Origin of the sequence: Desertivirga xinjiangensis (genome assembly GCF_024436435.1) — a bacterium.
Lineage (GTDB): Bacteria > Bacteroidota > Bacteroidia > Sphingobacteriales > Sphingobacteriaceae > Desertivirga > Desertivirga xinjiangensis.
The window spans coordinates 238146-263467 of the sequence record NZ_JAFMZP010000006.1; the positions used below are offsets into that span (position 1 = coordinate 238146).

General features: G+C 41.8%; 25 protein-coding genes and 1 tRNA gene. 15 read left to right on the top strand and 11 right to left on the bottom strand.

The window, feature by feature from the left end; all coding sequences use genetic code 11:
* The first annotated feature begins 102 nt into the window (after positions 1 to 102).
* The 5 genes from J3P37_RS16355 to J3P37_RS16375 all read left to right on the top strand — a co-directional run bounded on the left by J3P37_RS16355 (position 103) and on the right by J3P37_RS16375 (position 5935).
* Positions 103 to 1896, top strand: coding sequence for an ABC transporter ATP-binding protein (locus J3P37_RS16355; RefSeq protein WP_256012426.1), 1794 nt, complete (start codon positions 103 to 105; stop codon positions 1894 to 1896).
* A 90-nt stretch (positions 1897 to 1986) separates the two neighbouring features.
* Entirely contained in the window at positions 1987 to 2316 is a 330-nt protein-coding gene (locus tag J3P37_RS16360) for a DUF3276 family protein (protein WP_256012427.1), read from the top strand.
* Between the two features lie 112 nt (positions 2317 to 2428).
* Positions 2429 to 3316: an agmatinase gene (gene speB / locus J3P37_RS16365; protein WP_256012428.1), complete on the top strand. Its 888-nt coding sequence runs from the start codon at positions 2429 to 2431 to the stop codon at positions 3314 to 3316.
* A 39-nt stretch (positions 3317 to 3355) separates the two neighbouring features.
* Positions 3356 to 4456 (top strand): redox-regulated ATPase YchF, encoded by a 1101-nt coding sequence (gene ychF / locus J3P37_RS16370; protein WP_256012429.1) that lies wholly within the window; start codon positions 3356 to 3358, stop codon positions 4454 to 4456.
* 249 nt (positions 4457 to 4705) lie between these two features.
* Complete coding sequence (locus J3P37_RS16375) at positions 4706 to 5935, top strand: MFS transporter (RefSeq protein WP_256012430.1); 1230 nt, start codon at positions 4706 to 4708, stop codon at positions 5933 to 5935.
* On the opposite strand, the gene J3P37_RS16380 is transcribed toward J3P37_RS16375, so the two are convergent.
* On the bottom strand, positions 5925 to 6632 hold the full coding sequence (locus J3P37_RS16380) for a RibD family protein (protein WP_256012431.1): 708 nt from the start codon (positions 6630 to 6632) through the stop codon (positions 5925 to 5927). The genes J3P37_RS16375 and J3P37_RS16380 overlap by 11 nt on opposite strands.
* A gap of 143 nt (positions 6633 to 6775) precedes the next feature.
* On the opposite strand from J3P37_RS16380, the gene J3P37_RS16385 reads away from it, so the two are divergent.
* Together J3P37_RS16385 and J3P37_RS16390 are read left to right on the top strand one after the other, a co-directional pair.
* The gene (locus J3P37_RS16385) at positions 6776 to 6967 is read left to right on the top strand and encodes a cold-shock protein (RefSeq protein ID WP_256012432.1); all 192 of its coding nucleotides are present in this window, start codon (positions 6776 to 6778) and stop codon (positions 6965 to 6967) included.
* A 132-nt stretch (positions 6968 to 7099) separates the two neighbouring features.
* Complete coding sequence (locus J3P37_RS16390) at positions 7100 to 7555, top strand: cold-shock protein (RefSeq protein ID WP_256012433.1); 456 nt, start codon at positions 7100 to 7102, stop codon at positions 7553 to 7555.
* Between the two features lie 87 nt (positions 7556 to 7642).
* On the opposite strand, the gene J3P37_RS16395 is transcribed toward J3P37_RS16390, so the two are convergent.
* On the bottom strand, positions 7643 to 8248 hold the full coding sequence (locus J3P37_RS16395; protein WP_256012434.1) for a chondroitinase-B domain-containing protein: 606 nt from the start codon (positions 8246 to 8248) through the stop codon (positions 7643 to 7645).
* Positions 8249 to 8438: 190 nt separating this feature from the next.
* On the opposite strand from J3P37_RS16395, the gene surE reads away from it, so the two are divergent.
* The 4 genes from surE (at position 8439) to J3P37_RS16415 (ending at position 11644) form a co-directional block, all read left to right on the top strand.
* Positions 8439 to 9212, top strand: a complete 774-nt coding sequence (gene surE, locus J3P37_RS16400; RefSeq protein ID WP_256012435.1) for a 5'/3'-nucleotidase SurE — start codon at positions 8439 to 8441, stop codon at positions 9210 to 9212.
* Positions 9205 to 9465, top strand: coding sequence for a stationary phase survival protein SurE (locus tag J3P37_RS16405; RefSeq protein ID WP_256012436.1), 261 nt, complete (start codon positions 9205 to 9207; stop codon positions 9463 to 9465). Before surE ends, J3P37_RS16405 begins: the two co-directional genes overlap by 8 nt.
* Entirely contained in the window at positions 9462 to 10571 is a 1110-nt protein-coding gene (lpxB, locus tag J3P37_RS16410; RefSeq protein WP_256012437.1) for a lipid-A-disaccharide synthase, read from the top strand. The genes J3P37_RS16405 and lpxB overlap by 4 nt, the downstream gene beginning before the upstream one ends.
* A gap of 407 nt (positions 10572 to 10978) precedes the next feature.
* Positions 10979 to 11644, top strand: coding sequence for an HAD family hydrolase (locus tag J3P37_RS16415; RefSeq protein WP_256012438.1), 666 nt, complete (start codon positions 10979 to 10981; stop codon positions 11642 to 11644).
* A gap of 143 nt (positions 11645 to 11787) precedes the next feature.
* Here J3P37_RS16415 and araA read toward each other — a convergent pair whose 3' ends face one another.
* The 4 genes from araA to J3P37_RS16435 all read right to left on the bottom strand — a co-directional run bounded on the left by araA (position 11788) and on the right by J3P37_RS16435 (position 16614).
* Positions 11788 to 13290 (bottom strand): L-arabinose isomerase, encoded by a 1503-nt coding sequence (gene araA / locus J3P37_RS16420; protein ID WP_256012439.1) that lies wholly within the window; start codon positions 13288 to 13290, stop codon positions 11788 to 11790.
* 130 nt (positions 13291 to 13420) lie between these two features.
* Positions 13421 to 14113, bottom strand: coding sequence for an L-ribulose-5-phosphate 4-epimerase (locus tag J3P37_RS16425; RefSeq protein ID WP_256012440.1), 693 nt, complete (start codon positions 14111 to 14113; stop codon positions 13421 to 13423).
* Positions 14114 to 14133: 20 nt separating this feature from the next.
* A complete protein-coding gene (locus tag J3P37_RS16430) occupies positions 14134 to 15822 on the bottom strand; it encodes a ribulokinase (protein ID WP_256012441.1) in 1689 nt (562 codons plus the stop codon).
* An 84-nt stretch (positions 15823 to 15906) separates the two neighbouring features.
* Entirely contained in the window at positions 15907 to 16614 is a 708-nt protein-coding gene (locus tag J3P37_RS16435) for an NUDIX hydrolase (RefSeq protein WP_256012442.1), read from the bottom strand.
* A 140-nt stretch (positions 16615 to 16754) separates the two neighbouring features.
* On the opposite strand from J3P37_RS16435, the gene J3P37_RS16440 reads away from it, so the two are divergent.
* Both J3P37_RS16440 and J3P37_RS16445 read left to right on the top strand, forming a co-directional pair.
* Positions 16755 to 17420 (top strand): major capsid protein, encoded by a 666-nt coding sequence (locus J3P37_RS16440; protein ID WP_256012443.1) that lies wholly within the window; start codon positions 16755 to 16757, stop codon positions 17418 to 17420.
* Positions 17421 to 17566: 146 nt separating this feature from the next.
* Entirely contained in the window at positions 17567 to 18220 is a 654-nt protein-coding gene (locus tag J3P37_RS16445) for a hypothetical protein (RefSeq protein WP_256012444.1), read from the top strand.
* A gap of 85 nt (positions 18221 to 18305) precedes the next feature.
* Here the strand turns inward: J3P37_RS16445 and J3P37_RS16450 are convergent, their stop codons facing one another.
* The 5 genes from J3P37_RS16450 to J3P37_RS16470 all read right to left on the bottom strand — a co-directional run bounded on the left by J3P37_RS16450 (position 18306) and on the right by J3P37_RS16470 (position 23742).
* On the bottom strand, positions 18306 to 19163 hold the full coding sequence (locus J3P37_RS16450) for an SPFH domain-containing protein (protein WP_256012445.1): 858 nt from the start codon (positions 19161 to 19163) through the stop codon (positions 18306 to 18308).
* A gap of 394 nt (positions 19164 to 19557) precedes the next feature.
* On the bottom strand, positions 19558 to 19968 hold the full coding sequence (locus tag J3P37_RS16455; RefSeq protein ID WP_256012446.1) for a hypothetical protein: 411 nt from the start codon (positions 19966 to 19968) through the stop codon (positions 19558 to 19560).
* Positions 19969 to 20109: 141 nt separating this feature from the next.
* Positions 20110 to 21567, bottom strand: coding sequence for an RtcB family protein (locus tag J3P37_RS16460; protein WP_256012447.1), 1458 nt, complete (start codon positions 21565 to 21567; stop codon positions 20110 to 20112).
* Positions 21568 to 21582: 15 nt separating this feature from the next.
* Positions 21583 to 22479 (bottom strand): DnaJ C-terminal domain-containing protein, encoded by an 897-nt coding sequence (locus J3P37_RS16465; RefSeq protein ID WP_256012448.1) that lies wholly within the window; start codon positions 22477 to 22479, stop codon positions 21583 to 21585.
* Between the two features lie 54 nt (positions 22480 to 22533).
* Positions 22534 to 23742 carry a Gfo/Idh/MocA family protein gene (locus J3P37_RS16470; RefSeq protein ID WP_256012449.1) on the bottom strand — a complete coding sequence of 403 codons (1209 nt, stop codon included), beginning with the start codon at positions 23740 to 23742 and terminating at the stop codon, positions 22534 to 22536.
* A 232-nt stretch (positions 23743 to 23974) separates the two neighbouring features.
* Between J3P37_RS16470 and J3P37_RS16475 the strand changes: the two genes are divergently transcribed.
* The gene (locus tag J3P37_RS16475) at positions 23975 to 24826 is read left to right on the top strand and encodes a universal stress protein (RefSeq protein ID WP_256012450.1); all 852 of its coding nucleotides are present in this window, start codon (positions 23975 to 23977) and stop codon (positions 24824 to 24826) included.
* A 268-nt stretch (positions 24827 to 25094) separates the two neighbouring features.
* Positions 25095 to 25168, top strand: a tRNA-Ile gene (locus J3P37_RS16480).
* Positions 25169 to 25322 lie beyond the last annotated feature (154 nt).

Genomic DNA, 25322 nt, shown 5'->3' on the forward strand with positions numbered 1-25322 from the left:
TCCCTTGATTTTCGGGTCCCGAGGGCAAAAGTACTAAAATTATAGTTCTAAGCGAAAGAATGATATTAACAGAAATACTTAGCTTTGCGTTTGCCAGATTAGATGAAAGAGCTTGCCTATTTAAATAAATTCTTTTACAAATACCGCTGGAGATTAGTTCCCGGTATATTGTTCGTTATCATTTCCAATATTTTTGGCGTTTTACCAGCAAGAGTTATTCAAATAGCTTTCGATCTTGTAAGCGAGAATATTGATACTTACCGTCTCTTTAATGGCTTTAACCGTCAGGGTCTGGTATATGAAGCCTTTACTTCAAGCCTCATGCTATTCGGAGCTTTAGTGCTGGCGCTTGCATTATTGCGTGGGCTGTTTCTTTTCTTTATGCGGCAAACCATTATCTTAATGTCGCGCCATATCGAGTTTGATCTTAAAGACGAGATCTACAGGCACTACCAGAAACTTTCAATGGCCTTTTTCAGAAAGAACAATACGGGCGATCTAATGAACAGGGCAACGGAAGACGTTAACCGGGTGAGGATGTATTTAGGTCCCGCTATTATGTATGCCATTAATACGCTGGTGTTGTTTATGCTGTCTATCACATTCATGCTCAACGTAGATCCATGGCTCACATTTTATTGTATCCTTCCTTTGCCCATCCTTGCCTTGTGTATCTACTATGTCCACAACCTTATAAACCATCGTAGCGAACGGATACAGGAGCAGCTTTCGAAGTTGTCGGGTTTTGTGCAGGAGAACTTTTCCGGCATCAGGGTGATAAAGGCTTATGGACGCGAAAAGGAAATCAGAAAAAAGTTCGCCCTTGAAAGTGAAGGATATAAACAAACTTCATTAGCCCTCGTGCAAGTTCAGGCAATTTTTTACCCTGCCATTCTGTTCCTGGTTGGAATAAGTACATTAATTACCGTATACCTGGGCGGTATACAGGTAATGAATGGAAAGATTACCGCGGGGAATATTGCAGAATTTATAATATATGTCAACCTTTTAACATTCCCGGTGATGTCTCTTGGCTGGGTGACGTCCTTAATTCAGAGGGCGGCAGCTTCCCAAAAACGAATCAATGAATTTCTTAGAACAAAACCTGATATTACCTGGGAAGGTAAAGAACCGTTAGACCTGAAAGGGAATCTCGTGTTTCGAAATGTAAGCTTTGTATATCCCGACACGGGTATCAGGGCCCTCGACGATGTATCTTTTGAAGTTGAACCGGGCGAGTTTGTGGCCATAATAGGGAGAACCGGTTCTGGCAAATCAACTATCGCAAATTTACTGATGCGAATGTACGATGCCACCGATGGCGCAATTATAGTCGACAACAAACCTCTGCAAAGCATTGATCTTAGGTCGTATCGTGATCAAATAGGTTTTGTACCGCAGGAGGTTTTTCTCTTTTCAGATACCATCGCAAACAATATTGCATTCGGTGAAGCGGAGGCCAATATGGTAAAAGTGGAACAGGCGGCAAAAGATTCTGCTCTTTATAATAATATCATAGAATTTCCAAACGGATTTCAGACACTTATCGGAGAAAGAGGCATCACCTTGTCAGGCGGACAAAAGCAAAGACTGTCGATTGCCAGAGCTTTGGTTAAAAACCCGCAAGTCCTGGTATTCGACGACTGCCTTTCGGCCATTGATACGCGTACAGAAGAAGAAATTCTTACTAATCTGGGAAAAAAAATGCAGGGCAGATCGACAATTTTAATCGCCCATCGTGTATCTACGATCAAAAATGCTGATAAAATCCTCGTATTGGATGATGGGAAAATAATTGAACAGGGAAATCATGCAGATTTGATAGAAGCAAAAGGCGCTTATATGAAATTGTATGAAAAACAATTACTTGAAGAACAACAAGCCGACCTGATATAGATGTTACAACACTAAAAAGTATTAAAAATTGTATTTTGAACTTAATTTATTTTTACTTTATATTTACCGCAAGCAAACTTTAACTATATCATGGGAGATTTTGAAAACAAAGAAAGAGAAGAGGTTTTTTCAAAAAAAGTAAGAGCAGGAAAGCGTACCTATTTTTTCGATGTAAAAGCAACACGTTCTAACGATTATTATATAACCGTAACCGAAAGCAAAAAAAGATTAGAAGACGGGGTATTCGTGAAACATAAGATTTTTTTATACAAAGAAGATTTTGAAAAATTCAGCGAAGGACTGAAAGACACAGTTGATTACATTAAATCTCATCAGGACGTAGTTGAGAAAAGATATGAGTTTAGTGAGCACTCAATTGAGACTGCCAAGGCTGAAGATGACTTCTCTTTTGATATTTAATTAAAGATCCCACGTTGTAAGATATCAACCATTCCGGTAATTCGGGATGGTTTTGTTTTTTATAGCCACTCCTCCATCTCATTATTCTTATCTTTGCGCAAATTTTGCAGCTATGACTTCTTTGCCGGCAGATAAAAACTTCCTGGGATTACAGGATGAGTCACTATATGCGTACAACACATCTAAGGTTGTGATACAGCAGGCTCCCTATGAATATACTTCATCTTACCTTCAGGGCTCGGCGAAAGGGCCACAGGCAATTATCAGTGCATCGGCCTATGTGGAGTGTTACGACGAGGAGCTAGACACCGAAATTGTCGAAAAAATTGGTATCGCCACGCTGCCTGCCTTAAATTTTGAAGGCATTGTGGATGCAGAAGCTGTTAGCCTGATTGAACGGGAAACTGAAAAACTGCTTGATGACCATAAATTTGTGGTATCTCTGGGCGCCGAGCATACAGTAAGCTATGGATTTGTAAAGGCATTCTCAAAAAAATTCGCAAACTTAAGTGTTCTTCAGATCGATGCACATTCAGACCTGCGTCAGTCTTATAATAATAATATCTATTCGCATGCATCGGTGATGGCAAGGATCCATGAAATGGGATTAACCATCTGCCAGGCAGGCATCCGGGCGCAATGCAGGGAAGAGGCTCAGCTAATTAAAGAATCAGATAACATTCACACATTCTATGCGCATCAGATCCGACAAAATCCGTTATGGATCGATGAGATGGTTGCACCTCTGAGTAATGATGTATATATTACTATAGATGCCGATGGTTTCGATCCTTCCATAATGCCGGGCGTTGGTACCGCCGAACCGAACGGACTGCTATGGACAGAAACTTTGCAATTACTAAAAAGAGTTTTCCAGGAACGAAATGTAGTTGGCTTTGACGTAGTAGAATGCGCCCCTATTGAAGGCAGTATCCTCTCTGAATACACCTTAGCTAAACTGATATATAAGCTTATCGGTTACAAATACGCCGAAAGGTAATTAATCGAAAAATCGTAAATCGTAAATTTTAAATATTAAATGGCATTACAATGCGGAATAGTTGGCTTGCCCAACGTAGGAAAATCAACCCTTTTTAATTGTTTATCGAATGCTAAAGCGCAGGCGGCCAACTTCCCGTTCTGTACTATAGAACCCAATGTTGGAGTAATAACCGTTCCCGACGCTCGTTTAACAAAACTTGCGGAATTAGTTAATCCGCAGAAGATTGTGCCGAACACTATCGAAATTGTCGATATAGCAGGTTTGGTAAAAGGCGCAAGTAAAGGCGAAGGTCTCGGTAACCAGTTCCTGGGAAATATACGTGCAACCAACGCCATCATCCATGTACTTCGTTGCTTCGATGACGGGAATGTAGTGCATGTGGACGGTTCTGTTGATCCAATTCGCGATAAAGAGATCATTGATACAGAATTGCAGTTGAAAGATCTTGACACCGTAGATAAAAGGATCCAGAAAGTAGAGAAAATGGCTAAGACAGGTGGTGACAAAAATGCCAAAAAAACGTTCGATGTCTTGAGCATCGTTAAAAGTCACCTGGAGTCAGGGAAATCTGTCCGCACAGCTCCACTAAGCGAGGAAGACACAGACTTTATCGCCGATTTAAGTCTTCTTACGTCTAAACCGGTTCTGTACGTATGTAACGTTGATGAAGCCTCGGTAAACACAGGAAACGCCTATGTTGATCAGGTAAAAGAAGCGGTAAAAGACGAAAATGCAGAAGTGTTAGTTATTTCTGCTAAGATTGAATCAGAAATTGCAGAACTGGAAAGCTACGAAGAACGCCAGATGTTCCTTGCCGACCTTGGTCTTGATGAATCAGGTGTCGCCAAACTTATCCGCGCCGCATACAAGTTATTAGACCTTTATACCTATTTTACAGCCGGGGTACAGGAAGTTCGGGCCTGGACCATTACAAAGGGATTTACAGCTCCGCAGGCAGCTGGTGTAATCCATACGGACTTTGAAAAAGGATTTATACGGGCCGAGGTGATCAAGTATGAGGACTTTGTAAAATACGGATCAGAATCAGCATGCAAAGATGCCGGAAAGCTCAGCGTTGAAGGAAAGACTTACGTCGTGGACGATGGAGACATCATGCATTTCAGATTCAACGTATAAAAAAGCAAGACCGAATTGATCTTATTACGGTGCTTCAATAAGTGCAATCTTTTTGGAGCACCCTAACTCCTGCGGCCATCCTTCATCCATCGGTGAAAACCCGGGATCTGTCGCCAGCGATATCTTGAGCCGCAAGCGAAATAAAAATGATTGAAATTCCAAATGCTTTTTACAATGATGTGTTTATAGATTGACAATTCCGTGTTTCTATACATTTACCGGCAGAAAACGAAAGAGTAATATTGCAAGATGTTTACCGAAACACAAAAGATTAAATATATTGACCCAGACAAGCAAGGTGTATCTACTGTTTTAGCGTTCGCCCTACTGCCCTTATCTGGCTTTGCAACCGACATTTACATTCCTTCTCTGCCTAGTATGGCCTCTACCCTGGGGGTAGGCAGTATAGATGTTCAGCTAACATTAAGCTTGTTCCTAATAAGCTACGGAGTTTCCCAGCTTTTCATTGGCAGCATCGTTGATAGTTTTGGGAGATATAAATTAAGTATGATATCCCTGCTCATCTTTGCAGCATCCTGTATTGTTATTGCGATAACCCATAATATCTACCTCATTTACCTGATGAGGATAATTCATGGATTTACGGTCGGGACAATCATCGTTGCGAAAAGAGCCTATTTCGTCGATGTTTATCACGGTGAGAAGTTAAAACATTATCTCAGTCTATTCTCAATTATCTGGTCGACAGGACCCATAATTGCTCCGTTCATTGGAGGATATCTCCAGACTGCTTTCGGCTGGGAATCGAATTTTTACTTTCTGGCGGCTTTGTCGATAATCATGGTCTTATTAGAGTATAGATACAGCGGCGAAACCCTTAAGCATTTTTCTGAATTCAGACTCGGCAACATCGCAGGTATATATTATAGTATGGTGAAAACTGCCAACTTTTCCTTGGGAATAGTAATGCTGGGACTGGCCTACTCGATGGTGATGATATACAACATGACCGGACCTTTCATTATAGAGCACCACCTTGGTTTAACACCCATGGTAGCAGGCTACAGCTCACTGATTTTAGGTTTCGCCTGGATGGTTGGAGGATTTATAGGAAAGGCAACCATCAACAGACCCTTTTTTAAAAAAATGGGCTCCAATTTAATGCTTCAGTTTTTATTTGTGATTGCAATGATCCTGAGCCTTCGCTTCGTTGCCAATCTATACTCTTTGCTGTTTTTTGCTTTTATAATTCATGTTACCGCAGGATATATTTTCAACAATTACTTCACTTTTTGCCTGGGTCTCTTCCCGAAAAATGCAGGAATAGCCAGTGGTCTGACAGGGGGAATAACTTATGTTATAGTATCACTCCTAAGCTACGGCATTATAAACATGCTTCCAGCCAAAGATGAACACAATCTTAGCTTAAGCTACCTGACAATAAGCATCGTATCTGGCCTGATCATGTTCACCATTTACCGAATAAGTCAAAGGAATCTCCAGGGATCTAACGTTTGACAGCCTCTTTAATCACCAGATAACGGATCCATAGAAAGTCGTCATATATCCTTTCAACCGATTTAATACTGAACTGTGTTGCACGCCGGTTTTCATACCCTTCCTGAGCCTCAAAAACCGTTGGTGAGCCGATGGTTCCATCCGCTACCGGCGCAAGCACAAGACTGAACTCATCAATTAGACCGGCATTCAGAAAAGATCCGTTCACATGTCCCCCTCCATCGATGCGGACAGTTTTAATATTAAACAGCAAATACAATTTTCTCAATACCAAATCCAGATCTAGGTCATTCTTTCCTGCAAAGATATAGGATACGTTTTTTTTCCTGAGATGCTCAAGATATCCGGATGCTACGCCTTCTGTTAGTACTTCGATCACATATTCAGTGGATACCATATTGGAGTCCCAAAAACATTTGCCCAACGGATCGATAACAACTGCATAGGTTTTGGCCTGGGTGTCTGCAACAAAATCTTCCTTTGGAACAGAGTCTACCTCAGCATCTATTAAATACTTTTTCTTACTTGAAAATTCTTCCATGGTTACCCGGCCTACCAGCCAGGCATCTGCCTGAATCTTCTCTGCAGTCTCTTCGAAATATTTATGGTGATCTCTAAATTCCCAGATATCCTGCTTGATCCGTCCATCAACGGAGCCTAACATATGACATATCACATAAGGTTTTTTAATATTCATTTAATTTATAATCTTGAAGTAATACCTCCGGATTCAAAAAGCGTTCAAATTACTGACTAATTGAGATAAATACACATCAAAAGTCCTTTGGCACTTTGAATCCTGGTTTTTATTCTTACCTTTATAAACATAACAATAAAATAATGCAACAAGGAACAGTAAAATTTTTTAATGAAAGCAAAGGATTCGGATTTATCGTACCTAATGATGGTGGAAGCGAAATCTTTGTACACTCTTCAGGTCTGACTGACAATATCCGTGAAAATGATGTCGTTAGCTATGATGTAGAGCAAGGTCGCAAAGGACCTAACGCGGTAAATGTGAAAATAGCATAAGATACTATATAAATCATTTGTAAAGCATTCCCCCGCGGGAATGCTTTTTTATTTTCGATTTTTAAGTATTACATTCATATAAGTAAAGTAATACAATTATAACCAACAAGCTTCGCAGAAAAATATAAAGATATGGGTAGATCAACTGAAACATTCAGCAAAAAAGAAAAAGAGAAAAAAAGATTAAAAAAAGCACAAGACAAAAAGGAAAAGGCAGAAGAGCGTAAAGCGAATTCCGACAAAGGAAAGAGCTTAGATGAAATGATGGCCTATGTAGACGAAGATGGGAATATCACATCAACTCCTCCCGATAACACCAACAGGAAAAAAATTAAGCCGGAAGACATCCAGATTGGCATTGCGAAACAGGAGTTTTCGCCTGAAGACCTGATAAAAAACGGAATAGTTACCTTTTTTAACGAATCAAAGGGCTATGGCTTTATCAAGGACCTGCAATCACAAGAAAGTATTTTTGTGCATATAAACGGCCTCCTTGATCCCGTCCAGGAAAACGATAAAGTAACCTTTGAAACCGAAAAAGGACAGAAAGGTTTGAATGCCATCAAGGTAAAGAAGGTAGTTAAATAGTCTTAAAACAGGCATTAAGTGAAAATTGGGTTAAGTGCAGAGAGACTATCTCTTTGATTAGCCTGGTTTTCAAGCTACCCTGTCGTCTCATTGAATAAGTACCTTTTGCGAAACCTGAACAAAGGTATTATCGTCAACTTGGTTATTAAAAGGCGGAACATTCTGAATAAAACCTGAAGGATACTTTGAGGGATCAAAATTACCTGTAAAATCAGCATCCTTACTATCTCCAACCAGTATTCCGGTCCGGGTATTCTTGATGGTATTATTTTTCACATAACAATTACTCGCCGCTATATAAAAACCCCTTTCCTCTTTCCCTTTGGCCATCCCATACATTAGCCTTATAGCTGTCTGAGCACCCGAAATTTCGTTGTTAGTAATCTTGTGGCCGGTCCCATTAATGCGTATACCCCCGCGGTTATCTTCGAAAACATTGCTGTCGATAAGACAATCATGCCCCCCACGCATTACCATCTCTCCACTGCAATTTTTGAAATAGTTTTTCAGATATTTATTTCGCGAGCTTTTGTTACTACCTACCTCCGCTTCAGCATTACAGTTAACAAAAAGATTCTTAGTTACAATAGTATAAGCCTCCTTGTTACCCAGCAAAACAGGATCCTGCCCTATTTGCACACATTCCCCACCGTTGCTAACTTTCCAGCTCACCTTCTTTTTATTCTTAAACACATTATTCCTGACCTCGGTATTAACAGGACAGGATGCTTTTGTAAGCTATTCAACTGCAAGTCAGGTGAAAACGGAGTACATGAAAAAGATTGCTGATACGGTTAAACTACATTGAAAATTTATGAGTTGCAAAAGCCGGTACGGGTTCATAAGAGTTTAAAGGCTAGCAAATTTTATCTAAGTTTGCACAATGAAGAACGGAAAGCCGAACATACTGGTAGTTAATGATGATGGTATTGATGCTCCGGGTATCCGGGCGCTGATCGATGTAATGAAAGAGCTTGGGAATGTTGTTGTGGTAGCTCCGGATAGTCCGCAATCGGGCATGGGACATGCCATCACGATCAGCAAACCTCTACGTTTGGACAGGGTCCATATCTACCCGGATGTAGAAATGTACAAAAGTTCAGGCACGCCTGTAGACTGTGTTAAACTTGCGGTCAACAAGGTATTTAAAGGTAAGAGACCTGACCTTTGTGTCTCGGGCATAAACCATGGCTTGAATCATTCCATTAATGTCATTTATTCAGGCACTATGTCTGCTGCTGTTGAGGGAGCAATTGAAAGCATACCTTCTGTCGGCTTCTCATACGATGACTTCACTTATGACGCCGATTTCAGTAAATGCTTACCGTTTATTAAAACTATAGCCCAGCAGGTTTTAGAACATGGTTTACCTCAGGGAACTTTACTAAATGTGAACTTTCCCAAAACTGACAAAATTAAAGGAATAAAGATCTGCAGACAGGCCAATGCCAAGTATGCGGAAGAATTCGATGAACGCCTTGATCCGCATAAACGCAATTACTATTGGCTGACCGGCATCTTCCAGAATAACGACAAAGGTGAGGACACCGACGTGTGGGCCCTGGCCAATGATTATACTTCTGTAGTACCGATTCAGTTCGACCTTACAGCCCATCATGCAATACCTTTTTTAAACAACTGGAAACTAAATGCTTAACAAAGACAATGTCTGGTTTGGAACCGCGTTAGGGCTTATTCTGCCAGCAATAGCTTTCATCATCGTAGAAGTACTTAAAAAGAACATCGCAGTACTTAAAAGCGCCGATCTCTTATACATTGGCTGCGTTGCTTTGAACCTCTTTATAGTCAAGTATTATTCCAAAAGATACATGGAATCGACAGCGCGTGGCATAATTGGCTCAACCTTTATATGTGCTTTCATCTTCTTCTATTATAAAATGCAGGTATGAGGTATTATCTTATTGCCGGTGAAGCGTCGGGAGACCTGCATGCAGCTAATCTGATGCGTGCTCTGAGGTCGGAGGACGGAAATGCCCAATTTCGTTTCCTCGGCGGAGATTTGATGATTGCCCAGGGTGGAGATTTGGTGAAGCATTATAGTGAGATGTCTTACATGGGCTTTGCCGAGGTACTGATGAACCTCCCTGCCATCTTGAGAAATTTAAAGCAAGCAAAAGCAGATCTTCTTCATTACAAACCCGATGCGCTAATCCTGGTAGACTTTCCAGGCTTCAACCTTAAGGTTGCAGAATTCGCAAAAAAAAATGGGATAAAAGTCTACTATTACATCTCTCCCAAGGTTTGGGCCTGGAACCAGAAACGTGTATTAAAAATAAAAAAGGTTGTCGACAAGCTGTTCTGTATCCTGCCTTTTGAAGTTGATTTTTATCGTAGGTGGGGAATGGAGGTGGATTACGTTGGCAATCCCTTACTTGATGCCATTGCTGCGTTCAAACCCAATACAGCGTTCAGGGAACAGCATGGCCTGGAAGGTAAACCCTTAGTAGCTCTCCTTCCTGGCAGCAGGAAGCAGGAAATCACTAAGATACTCCCAGATATGATTAGGGTAGCCGCACGTTTTCCGCAATACCAGTTTGTTATTGCCGGAGCTCCCAATTTTTCGGCTCAGTTTTATCATGATTTCCAGCAAAGTCAAAAATTGCCCTTAGTGTTTGGTGAAACATACGACTTACTGACCAACGCCGATGCCGCAATTGTTACATCCGGTACAGCAACCCTGGAAACTGCCTTATTTCATATTCCGGAAGTGGTGGTATATAAGACAAGCGCAATATCAGTAGCTATTGCACGTCTGGTAATTAAGATCAGGTTTATATCCCTGGTTAACTTAATCATGGATAAGCTTGTGGTAAAAGAGCTGATTCAGGAGGAATGTAATCCCGAGCAAATATCTGAGGAACTTGCCAGATTGCTGAAGGGCGGTTACCGCGAGCAGATGCTGCAAAACTATGAAGATCTGTCGGCCAGGATGGGAAAGCCAGGCGCCTCCGAAAAGACAGCAAAACTTATTATAAAAAGCCTCATTAAAGAGTAAATTAATGAGGCTTTTATCATTCAATCTTAAGTACCTGTTTATTTCTCAAACCGGCTCTTTTGCTGGTTCCTTACCGGAACAAGTGCTGGTTCTTTCTTTTTTAAGCTTTCAATAAAATCAGACACTAATTCTTTTAACTTCTCAAACATAATTAACCCCTTTTCTGGTATAGTGTGATTGACTATTCTTACTATTACGTATTTAAGTCTTTTTTAGTATAAATGCGAAGATCTATATTTTCCAGGACATAAATGTTATTCATTAATACGTAAGCTCCCAGCAAAAGTTGCTTTATTAAACAAATATTTTGTCAGTCGATCTTCATTTAAGCATTAAAGTGTTTATTTATGGATATTCGCAATGAAATTTAACATTGTACAATAAACAAATAAGACAGATATAAACACATGAAAGCATTTTTGTTCGATTTAAACGGGACGATGATAGACGATATGGGCTACCATACAGACGCCTGGCACGATATATTAAATAATGATCTCGGCGCCAATCTTAGTCGCGAAGCGGTTAAAATGGAGATGTACGGAAAAAACCACGAGTTGCTAGCCCGGGTGTTTGGAGATGATCATTTTACAAAGGAAGAGAAAGACAGGCTTTCATTTGAAAAAGAGAAGCGTTACCAGGAAACCTACAGGCCACATTTAAGGCTGATTGAGGGACTTGATAGTTTCCTTGAAGAGGCTGATAAGAAAGGCATTAAAATGGCTATTGGGTCGGCCGCTATGACTTTTAATGTTGACTTTGTATTAGACGGCTTAAACATTCGCAAATATTTTCCGGTGATCATCAGTGCCGATCACGTGAGCGTAAGTAAACCTGATCCTGAAACTTTTTTAAAAGGTGCCGAAGGGCTCGGATTTAAACCGGAAGACTGTATTGTTTTTGAAGATAATCCGAAAGGAGTTGAAGCAGCCAGAAGAGCAGGTATGGAATGTGTAGTATTAACCACCATGCACGAAGAATATGAGTTTGACGGATTGGACAATATTCTCGTGTTTGTTAAAGACTATACCGATCCTTTCTTTAAGGACTTCCTAAAACGGGTTAGTGTGTAGAAGCTGTTACCACGTTGTAGAACCACAGCTGTACCGTAAATTATAAACCACACGCGGCACGCGTGCGCTAGCAAGCAAACAAGGTCTTCAATCTGCATATGCTAGCGCACGCGTCCGCGTGTGCTTAGAACTGTTAGTGCTGGTTATGCTTTATTCAACTGATAATAAACATCGCTCCAGCGAAGGTCATTTTTCAATTGATACAAGTCCGTATTTTTACCAATTTTAACAAATTCAATTCCTGCCATTTCGGACAAATCCTGCATATGTTCAGATGTTAAATTTTGGCTATAACCAGTATGGTGTGCTCCTCCGGCAAGTATCCAGGCAGCACATCCTGTTTTCATATCAGGATAAGGCTTCCACAATACCCGCGCAACCGGCAACTTAGGAAGATCATTTTTAGGCTCAACCGCTTCCACCTCGTTTACGATCATTCTGAACCTGTTCCCCATATCTACGATCGATGCGTTGATCGCGGGACCTGCAGCCACATTGAACACCAAACGAACCGGATCAGCTTTGCCGCCAATTCCAAGTGGATGGATTTCGCATTTAGGTTTTCCGTCAGCAATGGATTCGCAGATCTCCAGCATGTGTGACCCAAGTACCAGAGGGTTCGACGGATCAAAGTGATACGTATAGTCTTCCATAAATGCATTTCCGCCTGGAAGGCCCGAACCCATAACTTTCATCGCACGTACCAATGCAGCTGTTTTCCAATCGCCTTCACCAGCAAATCCATAACCCTTACCCATCAATCGCTGCGAAGCAATACCAGGTAACTGAGCCATACCATGAAGATCCTCGAACGTGTCAGAGAAACCTTTGTAATTTCCATCCTGAAGGAACGAAAGCATACCTAATTCGATCCTTGCAGCATCTCTTAAAGATGAGTATTGAGCGCCGCCTTTACGAAGTGACTCAACTACCGCATAATGCTCTTCGTATTCTGCAGTAAGCTTGTCAACTTCAGCATCACTGATCTGATTGATCACGGCAACCAGGTCGCCAATACCGTGTGTATTTACAGAAAAACCAAACCTTAGTTCAGCCTCAACTTTGTCACCATCAGTAACTGCTACATAACGCATGTTATCTCCGAAACGCACAAAACGAGCTCCTTGCCAGTCGTTCCAGCCAGCAGCTGCACGTGTCCAGGCATTCAACTGATCTAATACCTCAGGATCTTGCCAGTGACCAACCACCACTTTACGGGTTATCTTCATTCTTGATGCAATAAAACCAAACTCCCTGTCACCATGAGCACTTTGGTTAAGGTTCATGAAATCCATGTCAATAGTATCCCACGGAATATCACGATTATATTGCGTATGAAGATGAGCCAAAGGCTTTTGCAAGGCCTTTAATCCGGTGATCCACATTTTGGCCGGCGAAAATGTATGCATCCAGGTAATGATACCTATACAATTTGCAGCAACGTTTGCTTCCTGGCAAAGAGCATAGATCTCTTCAGTACTTTTTACTGTAGGTTTAAAAACTACCCGCACTGGGATCTGCCCGGCATTATTCAAAGAATTTGCAATTTCCTGCGAGTGGGCGGCTACCTGCCTTAGTGTATCCTCGCCATAAAGGTCCTGGCTTCCGGTTACAAACCACACTTCTAATTTTTTAAGATCAAACATTTTTATTTATGATTTATGAATTACGATTTACGATTTACGATTTGCTGCTCTAAGCTTTTACTTTCCAACTATAAGCTTTCAACCGACTTATAATGCTGCTAGCGCACGCGTGCCGCGTGTGCTGTTTTTCCTATTGTCCGTAATAAGAATTAGGTCCGTGTTTACGCTCAAAATGCTTCTTGATTAAGGAATCCTTCAGGCGTGGTGCTCCGGGATTAATTTGTTCCGTGAGATAAGCCATCTTTGCTACTGTTTCCAGTACAGCGCTGTTATAAACAGCTTTATCCGCAGTTTTACCCCAGCTGAAAGGTGCGTGATTACCTACCAGTACCATTTCTACCTCCTTGTAGCTAATTCCCTTGTCCTTGAAGCAATCCATGATCTGAAATCCAGTTTGGTATTCGTAATCACCCAGGATCATCTCATCACTCATTGGAGGAGCGCAAGGGATATCCGCCGTAAGGTGATCAGCATGCGTAGTACCATAGTTGGGAATATCCCGCTGACTTTGAGCCCAAGCGGTACCATAAGTTGAATGGGTGTGTACTATACCGCCAATTTCCCAATGTTTATACAATACGGCATGAGTTAAAGTATCTGATGAAGGACGAAGGTCCCCTTCTACTATTTTCCCATCGAAATCCACGATCACCATTTTCTCAGGGGATAGATCCTCATAAGGTACACCGCTCGGTTTAATGGCGAAAACTCCCAGTTCGCGGTCAGCGGCACTAACGTTACCAAAGGTAAACAGTACCAAACCGAGTTTGGGAAGCTGCATATTTGCTTTATATGCTTCGTCTTTGATATGTTGATATTTCATGTATTTGTAAGTCCTAAGTTTTAAGTTGTAAGTTCTGCAGCGTATAGATTTTCAACAAAAGCACCTGCTTCTGAATACTGCTGGTAGCGTTTTTCATAAATTCCCACACGTTCTGGATTTGGGTGATACTCTGCATCAAAACCCTGTCCCATAGCGTCCATGGCATCTTCAACTTTTGGATAAATACCGGCAGCCGTTGCAGCAAACATAGCTGCTCCGATGGCACACGTCTGTTCTGATTTATGGATCTTTATAGGCATATTCATTACATCGGCCATCATCTGCATAATGAACGGAGATTTCTTTGCCACTCCTCCCAAACCTATCAGTCCCTTCACAGGTATCCCCTGTTCTATGAACCTGTCTACGATCTTCTTAGCACCAAAGCAGGTTGATTCTACCAGGGCGCGGAATATTTTAACAGCATCACTTCCCAGATCCAGACCAAAGAACGCGCCCTTCAATAACTGATTCGCATCAGGCGTTCTTCTCCCGTTAAGCCATTCAATTGCAAATTCACCACCTTCTTCTACCGGCAGTTCATTCGCTAATCTGCTTAATTCAGCAAGTATTTTCCCTTCTGTCTCAGCAATTAGTTTCTGGGCCGTTTCCGTATCAACTAATTGTGTATGAGCCAATACGTTTTGAAGTGGCCATGCCAGCAAATTCTTAAGCCAGGCATAAGCATCCCCAAATGCCGATTGTCCGGCTTCCATTCCTATCATTCCGGGAATAATAGAACCATGTACCTGACCGCAAATTCCATTAACTAAAGTGCCTTTTACCTCATCAACAGGAGCTACAAGCATATCACAGGTAGATGTTCCCATCACTTTGCTCAGGTAATAAGGTTCAATCTGACCGCCAACAGCACCCATATGTGCGTCGAAGGCACCAATTCCAATAACTACATCCTGAGGTAAGCCAAGCTTTTCAGCCCATTCTGTGCTGATCACACCTGCTCTTTCGGAGGATGTATAGGTCTCGTCAGATAAGCGGGAAGTAAAACCAGCCAAAAGTGGATCCAGGGATGCGAAGAAATCATCCGGTGGCATACCACCAAATTCTTCTGCCCATAAGGACTTATGTCCTGCGGAGCAAACCCCGCGTTTAATTTCAGAAGCCTTATCTCCACCGGTTAAAAGAAAAGGTATCCAGTCGCAATGCTCAACCCAGGAATAAATTGCAGCGCGCACTTTCTCGTCGGCCCTAAGAACATGTAGTAATTTGGACCAGAACCATTCAGAAGAATAAATTCCACCGACATATTGTAGGTAGTTAGTTGAAAACTTCCCCGCATGTTCATTTATTTCCGCAGCTTCCTGAACCGAAGTATGATCTTTCCAGAGCACAAACATTGCATTAGGATTAGTTTCAAACTCAGGCAGTAAGGCCAGAGGTGTGCCATTAGCATCAACAGCAACCGGAGTGGATCCGGTAGTATCCACCGAGATTGCCTTTACATTGGCAGCTACCTCAGGACCGACTTTTTGCAGGATCTCTTTGATTGTCTTTTCCAGGCCCTCAACATAGTCCAGGGGGTGCTGGCGGAACTGGTTCTCCGCAGCATCGCAAAAAAGTCCTTGTTTCCAACGCGGGTAATAAAAAACCGATGCCGCCACTTCCTCTCCGGAATGGGCATTTACTATAACCGAGCGTACGGAATCTGTTCCGTAATCTACTCCAATAACAAAACTTTGTTGGCTCATAATTCTGGTATTCGTGTCAAAACAACACTTATAAAATCAAAGATAAAAATCCTTTCTGTAATTTTCTTAAATTTTAAGATATTTTTAAGAGATAAGTGCCTGAGGATTTGGAATAAAATTCAGGAAAGATTCAAACTTATCTTTATAGATAGCCGGATCAAGCTTGTAGTAATAAGCACCTTTTTTTGAATTTTCCTTGTCTTTTTCTGCCTGGCGGATGATAAGTCCCGTCGAGAGAAGCTTTCTGCTGAAGTTTCTTTTATCTAAAATGCTGTCATAGACATTTTCATAAAGGATCTGGATCTGAGGTATGGTGAACTTCTCAGGAAGCAGCTCAAAAAGGATCGGATGCAATGCTGCTTTGTATCGCAGTTTCTGTTTAGCCATTTCAACCATCTTATCGTGGTCAAAAATTAATTTGGGAGCCTCTTTAAGCGGAAACCATTCGGCATGATATTCATCACTCAGCTGTTTTTCGTATTTATGAATGTCGATGAACGCAAAGTAAGTGATACTGAGCGTACGCTCGATAGGATCACGATTCACATCGCCAAACAGATGCATCTGCTCCATATATACACCTTCAAGACCAGTTAACTGCTTCAATATTCTTGCGGCCGCATCCTCGGGGCTTTCATCCGGTTCTATAAAGCCACCCATCAAGCTCCATTTATTTTTTTCAGGCTCGAAATCGCGCTGTATCAGCAGCAGTTTCAAATGTTCTCCATCAAACCCGAAGATTATACAATCTACTGCAATGAGAACTCTGTTTTGTTTTGAATAGCTGGTCATTATATGTACAGCTGCAATTATAGAGATATTAATTGTACGAAGCAAGAAGCTGCACAAGTACACAATACAGTTTACAATTAGCACATGTGACAATTTTTCAGAGGTTAAGCAAATAACTTTGTTTTTCTAATCACCTACTTATGAAATACCTATTAATCTTACCTGCATTTTGCTTATTGTCTTTTATTAGCGTGGCCCAAAGAAACTTTTACCATCTCAGTGCCGGATTGGGTGGCGGCATTACTCAAAACCAGGGCGACCTGAATTCCCCCGAAGCTAAAAGCTTACTAACAGGCTCTGTTGACTACTATTTCAGCCCCTATATAAATACGGGTATTGAACTGCAGTTCGGAAAACTGTATGGCCAGGAAACAAAAAGCTATTACCGGTTTTACCAGAATCACTATAAGTCAGCCTTGCTTATCACCAAAGTACACATGGGCCAATTTATTACAAGCCGGAGGATTCCGGTTGGCAACAAGGCACATTTAATGAACGTCTTTAAAGGGATATATGCAGGTACCGGAATAGGGTTTATAGCAAATCATCAAAAAGGAATTTATCGGGAAGAGCAGAATAGGACAACTGGCGGATCGAATAAAAACAATGATGTAATTATACCATTCACATTTGGAATAGACAATTCCGCTTCAAATTCCCGTTTTATAACAGGCATCGGATACCAGGCGCATTTTGCCATGAACGATCAGATCGATGGATACTATGGTTCTGAAAACCGGGGAGACTTTTACAGCACATTAGTGGTAAGCCTGAAAATGAAGTTTGGTCCATTAGGAATCTTTTAGTCCCATACTGATTCTCTCCTTCTAATCTGTGCCAAAACGTAAACACAGTTTCACAACGCAGCGTCTTGTTAAGGCTACACATACCATAGATGTTGTACAGATAATGCACAGAGGTGTTCTGGCATGTTTTTCTACGTCTTCTCAGCATGAAAAACATCTACACACTTCTGCTCTGCTTTTTGCCATCATTGATCCATGCACAGAAAAACTTCCACAAGTTTAGCATTGGTGCCGGAGGCGGGATAACAAGCAACCGCGGTGAGCTTAACGCTCCTCAAAACAAACAACTCATTATAGGGACGGCAGACTACTATCTTACACCTTTTCTACATGGCGGAGTAGAAGCTCAGATGGGTACAATCTCTGGCCGGGAGACGAATTATAACAGGCACTTTCAAAATGATTTTAAAGCGCTGATGGTATCGGCCAAACTTCATTTGGGACAATTTATGAATAACACGCCAGTCAATCATAATGCTCTGCTGATAAATGTAACAAAAGGCGTATATGCCGGCTTAGGTGCCGGTGTCATAAAAAATAGCCAGCAGCAGATCTATCGTAATAGCAAAAATCAATTAACTCAGGGCACGAACAACAATAAAGAAATTTTCGTTCCTGTAAGCGTTGGCATTGACAATTCAGGCTTCAACTCACGCCTCATTGCCGGACTAAGGTACCAGGCTAATTATGTGCTCGGAGACCAGGTAGACGGTTATTATAGCGCCGGCAGCCGCAACGACTTTTACAGCAATATTAGCATCACGCTTAAATATAAGTTTGGCCCTACAGGAATCTTTTGAGTTTAAGTGGTAAGTTTTGAGTTCGGACCATCGACTTAAAACTTACCCCTTAAACTTATCACTTAAAACTTAAGTTACCACTCCCCTAATCTGTTACATTCTTAAAAAACTGGGGAACCGTTCCATACTGTGGTAATTTTCCGTCCCATTTTTCGATCACCTTTTGCTGGATCAGCAAGGGAGTTAGGGACTGCTGACGTAGTCTGTTTGCCTCCGCCTCAGCCTTTGCTTTGATCAGAAGAGCAGCGGCTTCTCCTTCTGCTTTAGCCTTACTCACCTGGGCCTCTGCCATCGCCTGCTTTGCCTGATTCTCTGCTTTCAATCTTGCCTGGATAGATGCGTTCTTCTCATCGATCATCTGCCGCAATGATGCCGGCGGAGTAATCGCAGAGGTAAGCTGATCATAGATAAACCCATCCTTACCTAGATTTTTTGTCAGCAACACCTGTATCCTGTCTTCAAATGTCTCACGGTTAGACATCACAGAATCTGAAGTGAACGAATTTGCAACTATCCTGTAGGCGTCATAAATGGTGTTCCTCATAAACTGCTGTTCAATCTCCTTCAGCGGCTTCCGGTATTGCCGGTATATCTGGGGGACCATTGCTGGATTAATGTGATAATTAAGCTTCGGGTCAACCTGAAACTCTGCCGCATCTTTTGTAGTTACCACGAATGGCTCATAATCAACCGACTGAGTATAAGTAGGAAATTCAACGATCTTAGTAGTCCAGCTATTGTACCACACCCTTCCAGTAACTATTGTGATGTTATCCACTCCCCTGTCAGAACCGTAAAGATTAATTTTTATTCCAACGTTTCCAGCATCTATGTTCTCGTAGGTAAAGGGCTGGATAATCCACAGTAGAAAAGCCAAGATTACACCTGTAACTATTTTGATAACTTTCATGGTGGGAAAACCACCTGCATTCTGATAATCCATGGAGTTTTATAATTGTTTGATAAGGAATTTTAAAGGGGAATAAATAACCAATATAGATAGTATAATTTCGAAAAGCCCCAACGCAACATATCCGTTTGAAGGCTGACTTATATGGTCGGCGGCATAACTAGCCAATATGATGGCTAGCAAAATCCTGAAAATAACAATAGAAAAATTCATATATGCGTAAACGTCAGTCTGCCCTGACGATCTCATCTACGCAAGTAAATATAGTCAAATAGGAATATAATAAGAAAAAAGATAAGCAAGCTGAATGTTATTATCATGGAAGCGGGTCTGTTTATAAAAAAGGCTTCAAAATAATGCAGCAAACCCGGCAAAACTAAGCAAGCCAGCCGGGTTTGATAATAAGCGGTTTTGATAATAAGATAGACTAACTTTCCTGGTTGTCCGACTGACTCTTCAGTTTCTTATCGAGCTCAATCTCGTTTTGTGTTTTATCCAGGTTCTCCCTAAAATTCTCAACAATATTTTCGGCCTGATATTTTACCTGATCAGCTCCCATGTCGCCAACATTTCCTGCCTCAAAAGCAGCCTGTTCACTACCGGGTGGGTTATCCCCCAGCAAATTTTTGTTTATCGGCTTATCCGAGCCTATGGGCCTGCCAGCTTCCGAACCGGAGTCTGAATCCCCGCTATCATCTTCATTAAGCCTCTGCACAAGATTTTCTGAATTCGTCCGTTCCTGGTCTTCCAAACTCTTTGGTTCTATATCATTAAGTTCCTGATCATTTTGTCCCGGAATATTTTCATCATCGTCCGAAAAATTTTCTCTGTCAATCATAGTGTTTCTGTTATAGTATTTTTTAAAACACCATACAAAAACAAATGTTCTGTGGATCCCCAAAAAGAGCCAGATCAGATGGTATATCCTCCCTTAAAGCCTTGCTGGCGCACGCGTGCCGCGTGTGTCGAAATTAACATCCTAATCTTCAGGACGTTCTTTGGGATTAGCCATTCTCACTATCCTTGGTTGAAAAGAAGCAAGCACCTCTACCAGGTCTCTCTGTGCCGCCATCACCGTGTGAATATCTTTATAAACCATAGGCGCCTCATCGAGGTCAGAACCAAGAAGAGTGACTTTCTTATGAGTAAGTTCCGCCTCTACCAGGTCCCTTTTAAGCGTTTTAAAGGCGGCATTTCTGCTCATCAGCCTTCCAGCTCCATGAGAAGCCGAATTTATCGAATCGGGATCTCCCTTACCGCGAACTACAAATCCTGGAGTGCTCATGGAGCCCGGAATGATGCCAAGTACTCCTTTTCCAGCAGGCGTTGCGCCTTTGCGATGCACCAGCACCTCCGCTCCATCAGCAAGTTGTTCTTTCCAGGCAAAGTTGTGGTGATTTTCAATTCTCAGCATCGGAGCCATACCGATCGCTTTTGCGATCTTGTTGTGGATTTCATGATGATTAGCGGATGCATAATCACCAGCGAGGTTCATTGCTACCCAGTACTCCTGCCCCTCTTCTGAATTCATGTCAAGCCAGGCCAGATGTTTCGCTTCGCCGGGGAGTTTTGTTTTCTTCATCGCGATCCCAGAATAATGATTGGCAATACCCGCACCAAATCCGCGGGAACCAGAATGCGATAACAAGGCGAGATAAGTACCAGCCCGCAGCCCCTCAGGGGTATCTCGTTCTATGCTCAGCTCTCCCCATTCCACAAAATGATTACCTGTTCCTGAGGTACCTAGTTGACTATAGGCCTTATCTCTCAGATCTCTGATCACTTTTGTGGCTTTCCATTGTGGACTATCGAACAATGAAGCATCATGATGACTTCGGGTAACACCCCCCATGCCGAAAACAGTGTGATCTGTCAGCAGCTTCTTTAATCTGTCCTTATCCCGGTCAATTCTAGAGGCCGGCATATCGAAAATACTCAAACACATTCTGCAGGCAATATCCACACCCACCGCAAATGGGATGATCGAATCGATGGTAGTAGCAAGAACACCTCCTATAGGTAAGCCATAGCCCTGATGAGCATCCGGCATCAGAGCCCCCGCTACGGCCACAGGCAACTTCATGGCTGTGTTCATTTGACCAAAAGCACCTTCTTCGATATGCTCCCTCCCGAACACCGGGAAACCGATCATTGTTTCCCGAAGGGGCTGTATATCGTTTTCTTTTTTTACGAGCTTTCCCTTTTTTTTAAGGGCTATGACTTTTTCCGCAAGATTCTTAAATTTCCCTGAAGTCTTGCTGATATAAGACCTGGGCTCATCAAGCAAGGCTTCCAGGTGTTCGAGAATTACTTCGCGGTCCATCACCTGATTTTTCAATAATCCGTTTGCCACGCGACTAAAATCTACCAGCAGTTCCAGGTCTTTAATGCCTAATGCATTCAGATCCGCATTGCTAATCTTTCTTTCCTTCTCCATTATCCTTTTAACAATTTAGAGACCTCTAAGCTTTTTCAATTCCAGAAAAAGTTCTTTTTCTCTGATGGACAGGTGTTCAGGTATTTTAACTTTATACGTGAGATACAGATCACCGAACTCCGTTTCCGACTTATAGACAGGGAAACCTTTGCCCTTAAGCTTCACTTTGGTATCGTTCTGTGTGGCCGGAGCGATTTTTAACCTTACTTTCCCGTCGAGAGTATCAAGTGTAATTTCACCGCCGAGAACAGCAGTATACAATGGAATATCGACATCCGTGTATAGATTACTGCCTTCGCGCCGAAAGCGGGTATCATTAATAATATTGAATGTAATATAGAGATCGCCTTTAGGTCCTCCGTTCATTCCGGGGCTTCCGTAACCGGATATTTTAATAGTTTGGCCATTTTCTAAGCCCGCAGGTATGGTTAAGCGAATATTTTCACCATTAACAGTTACAGTCTGCTTCTTCGTGCGGTAAACATCCGTAAGTCTGAGCTGCATTTCAGCTGTAAAATCCTGCCCTTTAAATGCAGACTGTCTTCTTCTCCTTCCCGATCCTCCGCCGAAAAGAGATTCAAAGAAATCAGAAAAACCGCCTTCCCCAAAACTTTCGGCTCTACCCTGCCAGTCAGCATTGCCCGTATATTGTCGTTGCTGCGTGCCTGCTCGTTCAAAATGTTCAGCGTTTTTCCAGTCTTTGCCGTATTGATCGTATTTCTTACGTTTAGCCGGATCGCCCAGGACTTCATTGGCCTCGTTGATCTGCTGGAATTTTTTCTTTGCAGCTTCGTCATTGGGGTTTAGGTCAGGGTGATACTTTCTGGCCAGCTTTCTGTAAGCCTTTTTTATATCACTCTCAGTTGCATTCTTATCAAGTTCGAGAATCTTATAATAATCGATGAAATCCATGATATAGGATCACAATTATTTTCACCTCTTTGTTTAAGAAATTTTATCTATCCATCAAACCGAATCAAAGCTACTCTGCCAGGTTTGTATCGAATTACTGAACAAAGCCTGATTAATGAGATGGACAGTGAATGCAGTTTTAGCTCCTGTAACCACATCTGAATCCGGTTTAGTACCAGTACTGATGCTATTGTGAAATGCATCGAGGGCATACCAGGAACCATTCTTCATCGGCTCTTTTAAGATTGGAATTCCACCATCTTTGTTCCATTGAATCTTAGTTGCACCAGTCACCCCATCCACCGTTTCAAGTTCTTCTTTCACTGACTTTTCAGGATAAAACACACCAGTATCGATTAGAAGTGAAACAGTACCCTTAGAGCCTTTTAAGCTAAACGAATATCCTTCATGCGCGTTCGAGCAGGTAGCGCCAAAATTGCCTATCATACCTGCAGTTTTATACCTCAGTATTGCCTGCACGTTGTCAAAAGTTTCCCGTCCGTCTTTATAGAAATCGATCCCACCTGAAGCTAAAACTTCCTCAGGATGAGTATCGAAAGCCCAGTTAATAAAATCAATCTGATGGGATAATAACTCGGCAGGTAAACCTCCCGAATATTCACGGTACATCCGCCAATTGATCTGCCTTTCCAGCGAAGCATCCGGAACCGGCCTCCGCCAACTGTGATTGCGATCCCAACGACAATCTATTTGTGTTACTTTTCCAAGATATCCTTTGTCTATCATCTCCTTGACCTTATAATACAATGGCGTGGATCGGTATTGATGCCCGATCTGGAGTATTTGGTTCGGTCTTGATCGCGATATTTTGGCCAGTTCCAGCGCCTCAGAGGCGTTATAGGTCATGGTTTTTTCAAGGTATACATGCTTACCCGCTAAAAGGGCATCTTTAGCAATCTGAAAGTGAAGGTTTAAAGGTGTAGCTATAATAACAGCCTTTATTTCCCGATCATCCAATATCCGCCGATAGTCTTTGAGTTGTTTGATAGTCGAACCAGCAAAGGGTTTGGCTGCATCTTTCAGTCGAAAATCGAGAACATCGCATAGAGATTTTACTTCAAACTTATCATTCATCGATCTTAAGACACTTGCCAATCCCCTTCCCCTGTCGCCACATCCGATGATGGCGATTTTTATCTTTTCGCTATTAAGATCAAAGGCCATGGCGTTTAAAACCTGGCTATTCAGGATCAGTCCCCCGGTTGCGATGCCTGCTTTCCTGATAAAGTCTCTTCTTATCATACTATTGGTATTCTCTTAATTGGTTTCGTTCCATAAAACTAAAACTTGTTTCACAATTTCCCTATAAACCCTTCAAAAATTTTCAGATAAGTGACGAATATCATGTAAAAAAGAAGATACATTAAAAAAAAATGGCACCTGATGCTTCTGGCATGAACAACAACACAAACTAATGAAAAGCATCCTTGTTGATATCAGGGAGACCTTGTTAGACCCGGCTTAATAAATCCATATGAAAAGGATACTGGTATTGACCGATTTTTCGGAAGCTGCTTTAAACGCAGCAAGCTACGTTGCCCAAATGTCAAGAGATTTAAAAGCAGCACGGATCTTATTATACCACTCTTCTAATCTTGACAGCACCGAAATGGTGATGCTTGCAGATTCGGTGGTTCTCGTTCCCAAAACGGATATAGATACACGGCGGGACACCGTACAAAAATTACAAGCTCTAAAAAGCAAACTCCAGACAATCGCTGATGACGACACTGCTGTAGAAATAGTAAACAACGACTTGCCCCTACTTAGCGGCATCAGGGAAATTCTTAGTCGCGAGAATATAGATCTGGTCGCCGTGGGATTGTCGGGGGCCGGAGCTAATGGAAAAAACAGTGTTGGAAAGCAAACCGCTGATCTTATCAAAAATAGAAATTTTCCATTGTTGGTCATTCCCTCAAATTCAAAGTACAGGAAAATAGATATTTCAGTATTAGCATGCGATCTCAGAGATATATCTGACACCTTGCCTGCGGACCAAATCACAACATTTATTAATGAAACGGGATCAAAACTCCTTGTTGTAAATGTAGAGCTAGGTGAATCACTTGGTGCAGCAGGGTATCTAAAGGAGGAAATGGCCTTGCACAAGATGCTTGATGAGCTGAAACCCGAATTTCATTACCTGAACGAAGGGAATGCCATTAAAGCTATTATTGAATTCGCGGAAAACCGCAATGCCGACCTTATAATCGCCGTCCCTAAGACCCGTGGGTTTCTCGAAAACCTTTTCCATGAAAGTGCTACCAAAAAGATAGCACTAAATACTCCTCTGCCCCTGTTATTATTTCACAAAACACCTTCGTAAATAATGCTCTTCGTCCGCTTTGTAGTATTTATCAGGTTACATTTGAAAAATAAACCTATCCTTCACCTTTCAACATTCGCTCAAATTGAATTACTGAATACCAGATAATTAACTTTAGCGGCGCCTCCAGACGAACACACTTACGCTCTCCTATCTTAATAACTGAGCGGATCTTCATCAGTTTTCTCACGTTTTTTTAAGCATTACTGTTTGCGAATTTGAAAGGATTAACTACATTTGCAAACGCAAAAAACAATTGTTTTTAGCTGCGCCTATAGCTCAGTCGGTTAGAGTAGAAGACTCATAATCTTTTGGTCCCTGGTTCGAGCCCAGGTGGGCGCACAGAGTAAAAGCTTCCAGAAATGGAAGCTTTTGTTGTTTAAGGGCTATTATTTAGGAGACACTTCGGATCAGTCCGGAAAGTTGTGGACTAGGCGTATATTTTGGATAACCTGTACATAAAGAATTCGATATTAGTTACCCCTCTGAACTGACT